13 protein-coding genes are annotated in these 8,751 nt (G+C 71.3%); 6 read left to right on the plus strand and 7 right to left on the minus strand.

Translation table 11 applies throughout. The features are described from left to right. The 5 genes from D8M29_RS05780 to D8M29_RS05800 all read left to right on the plus strand — a co-directional run. On the plus strand, window positions 1-912 hold a 912-nt coding region (locus tag D8M29_RS05780; protein ID WP_238693335.1), incomplete at its 5' end, for a hypothetical protein. A gap of 33 nt (window positions 913-945) precedes the next feature. Further along, complete coding sequence (locus D8M29_RS05785) at window positions 946-1,341, plus strand: hypothetical protein (protein WP_049159949.1); 396 nt, start codon at window positions 946-948, stop codon at window positions 1,339-1,341. 203 nt (window positions 1,342-1,544) lie between these two features. Beyond that, window positions 1,545-1,775 (plus strand): hypothetical protein, encoded by a 231-nt coding sequence (locus D8M29_RS05790; RefSeq protein WP_031943917.1) that lies wholly within the window; start codon window positions 1,545-1,547, stop codon window positions 1,773-1,775. Window positions 1,776-2,241: 466 nt separating this feature from the next. Continuing rightward, the gene (locus D8M29_RS05795; RefSeq protein ID WP_127445843.1) at window positions 2,242-2,850 is read left to right on the plus strand and encodes a hypothetical protein; all 609 of its coding nucleotides are present in this window, start codon (window positions 2,242-2,244) and stop codon (window positions 2,848-2,850) included. 306 nt (window positions 2,851-3,156) lie between these two features. Next, complete coding sequence (locus tag D8M29_RS05800) at window positions 3,157-3,489, plus strand: hypothetical protein (protein WP_127435270.1); 333 nt, start codon at window positions 3,157-3,159, stop codon at window positions 3,487-3,489. Between the two features lie 2 nt (window positions 3,490-3,491). Here the strand turns inward: D8M29_RS05800 and D8M29_RS05805 are convergent, their stop codons facing one another. The 3 genes from D8M29_RS05805 to D8M29_RS05815 are packed head-to-tail and all read right to left on the minus strand — an operon-like array spanning window position 3,492 to window position 5,554. Beyond that, window positions 3,492-4,514, minus strand: a complete 1,023-nt coding sequence (locus D8M29_RS05805; RefSeq protein ID WP_127435271.1) for a hypothetical protein — start codon at window positions 4,512-4,514, stop codon at window positions 3,492-3,494. Continuing rightward, window positions 4,511-4,882, minus strand: coding sequence for a helix-turn-helix transcriptional regulator (locus tag D8M29_RS05810; protein ID WP_127435272.1), 372 nt, complete (start codon window positions 4,880-4,882; stop codon window positions 4,511-4,513). Before D8M29_RS05810 ends, D8M29_RS05805 begins: the two co-directional genes overlap by 4 nt. Window positions 4,883-4,918: 36 nt before the next feature. After that, window positions 4,919-5,554, minus strand: coding sequence for a hypothetical protein (locus tag D8M29_RS05815; protein ID WP_127435273.1), 636 nt, complete (start codon window positions 5,552-5,554; stop codon window positions 4,919-4,921). 330 nt (window positions 5,555-5,884) lie between these two features. On the opposite strand from D8M29_RS05815, the gene D8M29_RS05820 reads away from it, so the two are divergent. Next, window positions 5,885-6,799 carry a hypothetical protein gene (locus D8M29_RS05820; protein ID WP_127435274.1) on the plus strand — a complete coding sequence of 305 codons (915 nt, stop codon included), beginning with the start codon at window positions 5,885-5,887 and terminating at the stop codon, window positions 6,797-6,799. Between the two features lie 146 nt (window positions 6,800-6,945). On the opposite strand, the gene D8M29_RS05825 is transcribed toward D8M29_RS05820, so the two are convergent. From D8M29_RS05825 to D8M29_RS05840, 4 genes are all read right to left on the minus strand, one after another. Continuing rightward, complete coding sequence (locus D8M29_RS05825; RefSeq protein WP_061873209.1) at window positions 6,946-7,185, minus strand: hypothetical protein; 240 nt, start codon at window positions 7,183-7,185, stop codon at window positions 6,946-6,948. A 213-nt stretch (window positions 7,186-7,398) separates the two neighbouring features. Next, window positions 7,399-7,785, minus strand: coding sequence for a hypothetical protein (locus D8M29_RS05830; RefSeq protein ID WP_127435275.1), 387 nt, complete (start codon window positions 7,783-7,785; stop codon window positions 7,399-7,401). 72 nt (window positions 7,786-7,857) lie between these two features. After that, on the minus strand, window positions 7,858-8,073 hold the full coding sequence (locus D8M29_RS05835) for a hypothetical protein (RefSeq protein ID WP_127435276.1): 216 nt from the start codon (window positions 8,071-8,073) through the stop codon (window positions 7,858-7,860). A 546-nt stretch (window positions 8,074-8,619) separates the two neighbouring features. Then, the coding region (locus D8M29_RS05840; RefSeq protein ID WP_141844281.1) for an integrase core domain-containing protein at window positions 8,620-8,751 on the minus strand (132 nt) is incomplete at its 5' end.

Consider the following 8,751-nt stretch of genomic DNA (forward strand, 5'->3'; position numbering starts at 1 on the left):
TCCGGAGTGGCCGGTGGCGGCGGAGCCGTCGGCGGCGCAGGCGCAGGCGCCGGCCGCGACCACCGCACCCCGACCCCGGCTCCCGGCTCAGCCTCGACGGGCGCTCGCGGACCCGAGTGGTCGGAGTGGGAGGAGCAGTGCGGCAAGGAAGAGGCCGCGCGCGTGGCGTTGCTGGTGGAGCGGCAGGGGCGCACCGCCGAAGAGCGTCAGCTGATGCGGATGGACTCGGCGCGTGAGGGTGCGCCGGTCGCGGGCAAGGGCGTCAACGACATCAAGCGTCTGGTGTGGGACGACGGCGCGTGCGGCTACTTCAAGCCCTACGACGCGCTGAACACGCGAGTGGCCGAGTCCTACGGCCACGACGGCCGGCTCCAGCCCACCCATGAGGCCGCGGCCTCGCAGTTCGCCCAGGCGCTGGGCCCGAAGTACGCGGCTCTGGTGCCTCCGGTGGCCCTGGTCAAGTACGAGGGCCAGTGGGGGTCCATCTCCTATGGAGTCCCCGGGGGGCCGATGGGGGTGAAGATGAACGTGATGCACATGGCAGAGCACCACTCCGACCAGGCCAGCGATCTGGCCTTCTTCGACTGCCTGATCGGGCAGGTCGACCGCCACCGCGGCAACGTCCTGATGGACCGCCGCGGCCTCTCGGCGATCGACAACGGATTCGCCTTCACCGACGGCGTCGGCGGCGTGAACGCCTCGATGTTCGTCGCCGCGCGCTCACAGCACCCGCAGGCCCGCGCGACCACTCGGGAGGAGAAGGCCATCCTGGCCCGCTTCCTGGACTCCGAAGACGGCCTGGGCCTGCGCGGCACGATCGAGGAAGGCCGCTTCCACGAGGTGCGCCGGCGGGCACGCCTGATGCAGAGCAAGGGCCGGATCCTGAGCCTGTCGAATCTCTACGAGCGCTGATAAACTGATACAAGATCAACATAAGGAGATCTGATGTTCACCATCACCATCCATCACCTGGACGGCCCCTCCGGCCTCCAGCGGCACGTCGGATACGTGCACGTTGACGGGGAGGACGTCCAGATCCATGACCCCGAGGGGCACCTCGACCTCGAGCTGCCCACCCCCACCGTCGACGACCTCGGCCGCGGCGAGCGCCGGCGCGCCACCTACGCCCAGGACCCCGTCGTGTGGGCCTACAACCTGCCCGCCCTGCTCCGCGGGCCCTACGTGCTCGCCCAGCGTCATGACCAGACGCCGGACTGGGTCGAGCAGCTGCTGGAGCAGCCGCAGGCGCCGGCCGCCAGCTCCCCCGGTGACGCCGAGCTCATCGCGCAGCTCATCGCGGGCAGCTCCGCAGCCAAGGAGGCCGCGGCCGAGCCGGCATGACCGGCCTCGGCGATCGCGTGCGGATGAGCTCGCGGCCGCAGCTTGGGCCCGCGGACCGGACGGGGACGTGTCGCGGAGATGCAGCATGAGCTGCTGCTGAACCGACCGCGAAAGACGCTTGTGGGGTAGGCAGGGGACGTGTATGGTTAGACACGTAGCGGGCCCCATGAGGGGGCCTGCACCCCTCACCGAAGGAGCGCCCCATGGGACGCATCGCCCACCGCATCTACAACGTCTACGGCCCGGACAGCGCCGACATCGACTGCCTCTGCCCCCTCTGCGGCAAGGCCGACTACGTCTCCATCACCCAGGACGAGGCGGACGCCCTGGACGCCGGCCAGCCCGTCCACGAGGTCCTGCCCCACCGCACCAAGGTGGAGCGGGAGCGGATCATCTCCCAGATCTGCCCCGACTGCCAGGCAAACCTCTGCTGACCTCCCCGCCACGGCGGCCCCCCTCACTGGAGGGGGGCCGCCGTCGTCTCATGCGCCAACGCTCCAGCCCCGGGCCAGCAAGACTCCTGCGGAGCCGGGGGGACGCGCACACGGGGGCAGCACCGCCAGGGCCACCCATGGTCGCAGCGTCGGCGGACCCGTCCACTCGACGGCGACGCCGGCGTGCGGACGTCCCGGCGCGGCCGGCCCGGAGCGAACGCGGCCGCGAGCGCGGGCCAGCCGGGGACGTGTCGTGGAGATGTGCTGCCGGCGGCCGCGGCTGCTTCAGCTCGGGGCGCCGGCGGCCGCGGGTCCGGGGCATGTCCCCGGCGTGGTCGTTGGGTCGACAGCGATTTCCGCGGGAGGTGGGCTCTCTGGCGGCTGAGTTGGGACAAGATGGGCGGAGGGTGCCGGCGGCGTGGATCGGCGCCAGGCCGAGTCCCGGGGGTTCCCGGTAGGAGGGTAGATGGCAGGCGATGAGCAGGCGGCGGCGGAACGGGCGGAGCGGGCCTCCCGGCTCAAAGCTCGCGGGAGGTGGCTGGCCGCGTTGTGGGCCATCGTGGGGGCGGGCTTTTCCGCTCTGACGACGATGGGCGTGCTGGCCACGGGGGTCGACAGCATGGGATTCTCAGCTCCGCCGCCCCCTGGAGAGGAGCCTGGGATGTCGCCTGAGCTGCGCGCGCTGATCATCCTGGCGTGGGTGTTCTTCGTGGCCGTGCTCCTTGCCCTGGTGTCGACGCGGGAGGCTGGCAGGGCGCGGTCCACCTGGGCGTTTGCGGCGGTCGGCGTGGCCTGCGTGCCCCTGGCGGCCGGGTTTTTCTGGCGCAGTCCGGTGGTCGACTCGATGAGCGCGTGGGGGTTGTTCGTGTCCTCTGCGCTCATCTTCGGTGGCCTCGTCATGCAGGACGAGCTGACGCTCCGTGCTGAGCGCCTGGAGGATCAAGTTGCGGAGGAAGCCGAGCGGAAGAGGAGTCAGCGCGAGGCGGACCTGCGTTGGTACGAGCAGGAGTTGAGCCGCGTGGAGGGCAAGCTCGAGGAGCTCACGAAGAGGGAGGCGGAGCGCCGCGGCATGTGATGCTTCTGGCGGCGATGACTGCCGTGTCATCCACGCATGTGGGAGACCGGCGTGCCGTGGATGTCCGCCGGCAGAGCTGCGGCCGAGGGTAGGCGGCACGGCGCCGGCCTGCGTGTTACGCCCAGGGGTCCGCGAGCGCGGGCCGGGCGGGGACGTGTCGTGGAGATGGGCGGCCGGCTGTGGTGCAGCGGCGGCCGGCGCCGCGTGCTGGATGGGCCGGAGCTCGGCGCCATGTCCCCGCCTTGCGGCGGGCCCCGGGGCGAGCGGGCAGGTCTCTGGCTCTCGTGCGCGCCGGAGTAGCCGACGATGCGGACGCTGGGGGTGCAGTTCGGGCTCTCGGACCATCGGCTGCGGCAGGCGCTGGATCGGGGTGGGGTGGGCGTGGAGGAGCGCAAGGCCGCCAGCCGCCGATCGAGGCCGTCTGCGGCGCGGACGTGGGAGCGGGAGGAGCGGCCGGCTACGCCGCGTCAGCAGGAGGCTCTGACGTGGGCGCGGGGGCGGGTGCTGCGCGTGGAGCGGCTGAAGGCCCGCCTAGCGCAGGCGGAGGTGGAGATGGAGAACGCGGTCGCCCGGGCCCTGGAGGTGGGGATGCCCGTGGAGGCCGTCACCTTGCGTGATCGGGTGGGCGGTCAGGGCTGAGGTCAGCGCCGCCAGACGTTGACGGGACGCGAGCGGGATAGGGGGGCACCGGCGGGGCCCTTGATGTAGGACTCGCGCCACTGGAGGCGGCGCTGGCGGCCGCCGGGCCCGTGGGGCTGATGGGTCCAGTGGCCGCGGACGATCCAGCGATGGGTGCGGGTGGGGGCCTCTGCCGGCTGGGCGGGGATCTCGGTGGGGACGGTGCGTAGCGGGCGCAGGTCCACGCGCGTGATGGCCGGCTCCGCGGCGGGAGTCGTGGAGTGGCTGTTGCGCGGGGCGGGGGCTGGTCCGATGCGGCGGGCCTCGGCCACGGTGGGCATGAGCATCAGGTGCCAGGCGGCGGCGAGCCAGGCGAGCACGGCCAGGCGGGGGCCGGAGGCCTGGATCATCTCCATGCCGCGCACGTGCTCGCGGGGCAGGGGCACCTCGGGGTCAGGGGCGTCGAGGACGGGCCAGCTGCCGTCGGGGGAGCGGCGGATGATGAGGGTGAGCAGTTCATGCAGCGGACCGTCGTAGAACCGGACGCCGGAGGGCATCCGGGAGGTGTGCGCGTAGGCGATGACGTGGAACTCATCATCGGTGGTGTGCCACAGGAACAGGTCCGGGGCGATGGGGGCGGTGTGCCAGGTGGAGGCCATGGTCATCCACCCATGCCCGTCGGGGGAGTCCAGGGCGGGCAGGCCCTTCTGGACAGCGATCACCCCGGAGGGGGACGGTGCCCCGGAGACGGTGATCGCGGGGATGTCCTGGGAGGCGTCCAGGGCGACCTGGGCCATGGCCTCGGTCACCCAATACAGGGGCGTGGCCGGGTCCGCGGACACCGCCGCCTCGACGTCGCAGTGCTGGGCGATTAGCAGCGCGCGCTCGCGGGCCGCCTGGGCCTGGGAGGGGGTCATCAGCGCCGGGTTGGCCGCGAGCGCGTGCGCGCGGGCCCGGTTGAGGCCGGCCAGGGTGGTGACGGCGTGGGCGTGGGCCTGGAGGGTTTTGGGTAGGGCGGCCATGGTCCAGGCGTCGCGGCGGCTCATCGGGGGTTCTCCTGGTCGGTGGTGCGGAGGAGCAGGTGGGGCACCTGGTGGGCGACGCGGGCGGCGATGCGGCGTTGCCAGCCCAGCGGCATCGCCTCGGGGCCCTGCTCGAGCAGGATCACGGGCGGGACGTCGGGGCGGCGAGCGAAGCCGGCGGCCAGGTGTTCGACCTCCTGGCGGGCGCGGTCTTGGAGGGCTGCGAGCTCGTCGGCCACGTGGGCCGGGACGGGGCGCCGGCCGACTTCCCAGGAGCGCACGCTGTCCATGGAGACTCCCAGCAGGTCGGCGAGCTCGGTACGGGACAGGCCGAGCAGCTCGCGCACGGCGGAGACCGTGGGTCCGTAGCCCTCGGTGTAGGTGAGGTTCATGGTGTTCCTTCCGGGGGGTGCGCGGCGCTCGCGGGCTCAGGAGGCGTTGGCCTCGGCGGCGGTCTCGACGGGCAGGGTGGTGTCCTCGTCGTTGAGGGTGGTGGTGAGCACCCGGTACTGGCCGGGGGCGAGGTCCGCGTCGGGATCGGTGATCTGGGTGGGCTCGAAGGTGGCGGCGATGTCGCCGGTGACCTGCTGGATGTGCTCCACGATCACGGCCGTGCCGGTGGCGTTGTCCACGCCGATCCGTACGGGCGGCTGCTCCCAGATCAGGGCCGTGCCGCCGTTGGCGTCAGCGACCCGGTCCACGCCCTCGGCGTACTCGGGCCGCCACTGGATTTCGACCTCCCAGGAGCCCTCGCGGGTGTCGCGGGTCAGGGTCTGCTCGCGCAGGGGGGCGTAGGGGTGCGTGTGGGCCTCCACGAGATCCCAGAAGGCGTCGGCGTTCTCCGGGGCGTCGTCGTCCGTGCGGTACTGCTCGCGCACCTGGAAGCCCGAGCGGTTGAGCAGGACCTGGCCCTGGTCGTTGTGGGCGTCGACCCACTCGGTCAGGTCCCGGGCCAGGGCCTGCATGTCCACGCGGGAGTCCTCGAGGTAGGGGTCGACTCCGGCGAGCTCGGCGGTGATGACGTCGTCGATGGTGGCGTAGACGGGGGTGGCGTTCGCGTGCATGGCGTGCTCCTTGCGTGATGCGGGTGGCTTGTTCCTCCCTGCGCTCACCACTGTAGTACATGGCAGCATGTACCACAATGGGGAGGGGTCATGGGCCGGCGGCAGAGGCGCTGACCGCGCTCGCGGGCGGGGACGTGTCGTGGAGATGGGCGGCCGGCTGCTTCAGCCCGGCCGGCCGGGCTGCCGCGGCTGCGGAAGCTGGAGGTCCGGGGCATGTCCCCGGCACGGCTGCGGGGCGGGCGCGGAGCCGCGCGGGGCGTGGGAGAGCGAGGCCTGTTCAGCCGGGGGATGGATACGATCAGCATCCCACCGGATCCGGCGAAGGACACCATGACCAGCTCACTGCTCACTGACCTCCGCGAGCGCGTCATCGACGAGGCGGAACCGTTGCCCGGCCTGTTGCGCAAGTGCCTGATGCTCGGCGCGCAGACCGGCTCGCAGAGCCTGCGGGAGTGGGCGAGGTTCGAGCTCAACGGCTACCCGGACGACGTCGACGCGCCTGCCTACCGGAGCATCCATGCCGGCATGCTCATGTCCTCCATCAGCGGCAACACCGTCGTGAGCAGGCAACCCGTCTCGTGGTACGACTTCCCCGCCGACGTCCGGGAGGTGGTCCCCGAACTGCTGACCCTCAAGGGGCCTCTGGCGGAGATCGAGGAGATGGCGACTCGGGAGGCGTTCCACTACGGGACCGGCCCGCTCAGTGCAGCGCAGATGATGCTCAACGCCATCCTGCCGCCGCATCAGCAGATCACCAGCCTGATGTACGCGGTGCCCGGTCCGACCCTCCGCGGCATCGTGGACCGCATCCGCACCAGCCTGGTCGAGCTCGTCGCCGACCTCACCGCCGACACCCCCCTCGGCGAGCTGCCCAGCCGCGCCGCGGTCGATGCCGCGCTGAGCGATCGCGTGGGCGTGCAGTACATCACCTATCTCCACGCACCGTCTGGCCCCGTGGCTGTCGGCGAGGGCGCCCATGCTCAGGGCACGGTCGAAGACCTCTCTCGCGCGCTTGCAGACCTGCGTGTGATGGCAAAGAAGGAGGGGGAGGAGGAGCTGACCGAGGCCATCGACGAACTCCAGCAGGCGCTCCAGGAAGACCAGCCCGCCGTCGGCCCTGTGGCTGAGGGAGCCGGTCGCCTGCGTCGTCTCGCCGCCAACGTAGGGAGCGCGGCCCTGGGGTCCGCCGTCACGGGGGTGGTGGAGACTGCCACCGCCATGGCCTTCGGCGGCGTCTTCGGCTGAGGGCCCGGGGCCGCGTGCCGCCGAGGGCGGGCGACGTCGCCCCGCCGGCGTGTGCCAGGATCTCAGGCCCCCGATCCGCGAGAGCGGGCCGGGGACGCCGACGGGCGCGGACCGTGTGGTCCGCGCCCGTCGGGGGAGGTGGCGGCTCAGGGCTGGGGGTGATCCAGCTCGTGAGCGGCCATGGCGTCCAGGGTGCGGACCAGCTCGGGGAAGAGCATGGTCAGCACCTCGATGGAGCGGGCGCCCTTGGGGTGGTCGGCGACGGCGCGCCAGTGGCGGGCTACGGTGCGCGCGTGGTTGTCGCGGCGGGTGTAGAAGGCCTTGGCGTCCTGGTACCCGGCCTTGTACCCGTCGGCGTAGGTGGGGGTGGTGGTCTGCTGCTCCATGAGCTGCCTCCTCCGGTAGGGGTGCAGGTGGCCGAATGCCTCCCGCTGTGTCAAACCATACACTCACGATGGGGTGGTGTCCAACCCGCGAGCGCGGGCAGGGCGGGGACGTGTCGCGGAGATCCGCAGCCGGCAGCTGCACCTGGAGCTGCCGGCTGCGCGGTCGAGTCCGCGACAGGGGGCCGCCGGTGAGCGGCCCCCGGGCCGGTTCGGTCAGCCCTTGACGGGCTTCCAGGACAGGTCGAGGTCGGCGGCGACCACGGCCACCGAGGTGGCGCGGATCATGGCGGACACGGCGCGCACGTGTGCGTGGCACGGGACGCACGCCTTGGCGAGCGCCAGGCGCTCGTCGGCCTGGGTCCCCTGGCCCCGGAGCCGGGACACGTAGGCCAGCACGGCCAGCGCGCCGGCGGCGGCCTCACGCGGACCCATGGCCACGGCGGCGTTGAGCACCGCCTCCGCCTCCTCCGTGGCCTTCCAGCTCAGCCCGTCCGGGAACGTGCCCGTGTGGAAGTCCACGCCCTCCATCCGCCGCGGCCCGGTCGCGTCCACCAGGGCCACGTAGAGGTACTCGGGATCCTGGCGATCCAGGGTCGCCATGGCGGGCGGGCATGCAAGAGCCCCCCTGAAGGAAGATCCTCCAGAGGGGCTCAACTTTGCATTTTCTCCTAATCAAAGGAGTAGAAATATCCAAATCAGTAGTTCCACGATGTGGGGTACGAGATCGGATGCGAGGGAAGCTACCGCCTCCCAGGGGACTGCATGAAGCCACTCGGCAACCTTCTCGGCAGCCTCGACAGTGTCGGTGACTTCGACCATGCAGCGGGCAAGAACGACAATGAATATGAGTATTGGGTTTTTCTTGATGCGTCTGATCCACCTGCTCAAGGTGGACGGACGGTGCGTGCCTAACGGACTCTCACAGGAGCCTCTCCCTGTCTCGTAGCGGTTGTGATGTGCACGTGTCAGGCCGCTGCAGCGGCCTCGTACTCTGCCATGGGTCATTCTGCGTTTCCTCTCTGTGAGGCACTCTCGCGGCGAGTTCCGCGGGGCGCGCCGGGAGTTCCCCAGCCTTTCAAGTATAGCAAAGGAGGGACAGAAAAGCAAATCAGAAGGTGTGTATTGAATTCACCAGAAGGGCATTTGTTTAGCGTCTACTGAACACCACCACTGGCACCTGCGCGAGCTCGAGCTGCCGGTCGCCGTGGCTGCTGGAGCTGGGCGTCCGGGGCATGTCCCCGGCACGCCGCGGGGTCTGGAAGCGATGCGTGGGGGCTGGTGGCACGGGGTGGGGCCGGTGCGCGGCCGCGGCGGGCGTGCTCGGGGTGGCGGGAGGCCTGGGTCTACGGGCGCTTGGAGTCCGCAGGCCGAGCAGCCTTTGGATGGCGGGCCGGGCGGGGACGTGTCGCGGAGGGACGCTGCCGGCTGCGTGAGCTAGATGTAAGAGGTCATGACGTTGTTGACTCGGGCCGGGGCCAACGAGGCCGGCGGGGCGTCCCCGCAGGAGGTATGAGGCCGATGGTAGTTGTAGTGGTTCACCCACACCGCCAACGCCTCACGCCGGGC

This window comes from Micrococcus sp. HSID17227 (genome assembly GCF_003989405.1).
GTDB lineage: Bacteria > Actinomycetota > Actinomycetes > Actinomycetales > Micrococcaceae > Micrococcus > Micrococcus luteus.

Bases quoted from the DNA above. Each gene is read 5' to 3' on its own strand.
- D8M29_RS05800 (WP_127435270.1), top strand. From the start codon at position 3,157: ATGCGGACGCTGGGGGTGCAGTTCGGGCTCTCGGACCATCGGCTGCGG.
- D8M29_RS05825 (WP_061873209.1), bottom strand. From the start codon at position 7,185: ATGGAGCAGCAGACCACCACCCCCACCTACGCCGACGGGTACAAGGCC.
- D8M29_RS05820 (WP_127435274.1), top strand. From the start codon at position 5,885: ATGACCAGCTCACTGCTCACTGACCTCCGCGAGCGCGTCATCGACGAG.
- D8M29_RS05795 (WP_127445843.1), top strand. From the start codon at position 2,242: ATGGCAGGCGATGAGCAGGCGGCGGCGGAACGGGCGGAGCGGGCCTCC.
- D8M29_RS05805 (WP_127435271.1), bottom strand. From the start codon at position 4,514: ATGAGCCGCCGCGACGCCTGGACCATGGCCGCCCTACCCAAAACCCTC.
- D8M29_RS05810 (WP_127435272.1), bottom strand. From the start codon at position 4,882: ATGAACCTCACCTACACCGAGGGCTACGGACCCACGGTCTCCGCCGTG.
- D8M29_RS05815 (WP_127435273.1), bottom strand. From the start codon at position 5,554: ATGCACGCGAACGCCACCCCCGTCTACGCCACCATCGACGACGTCATC.
- D8M29_RS05785 (WP_049159949.1), top strand. From the start codon at position 946: ATGTTCACCATCACCATCCATCACCTGGACGGCCCCTCCGGCCTCCAG.
- D8M29_RS05830 (WP_127435275.1), bottom strand. From the start codon at position 7,785: ATGGCGACCCTGGATCGCCAGGATCCCGAGTACCTCTACGTGGCCCTG.
- D8M29_RS05790 (WP_031943917.1), top strand. From the start codon at position 1,545: ATGGGACGCATCGCCCACCGCATCTACAACGTCTACGGCCCGGACAGC.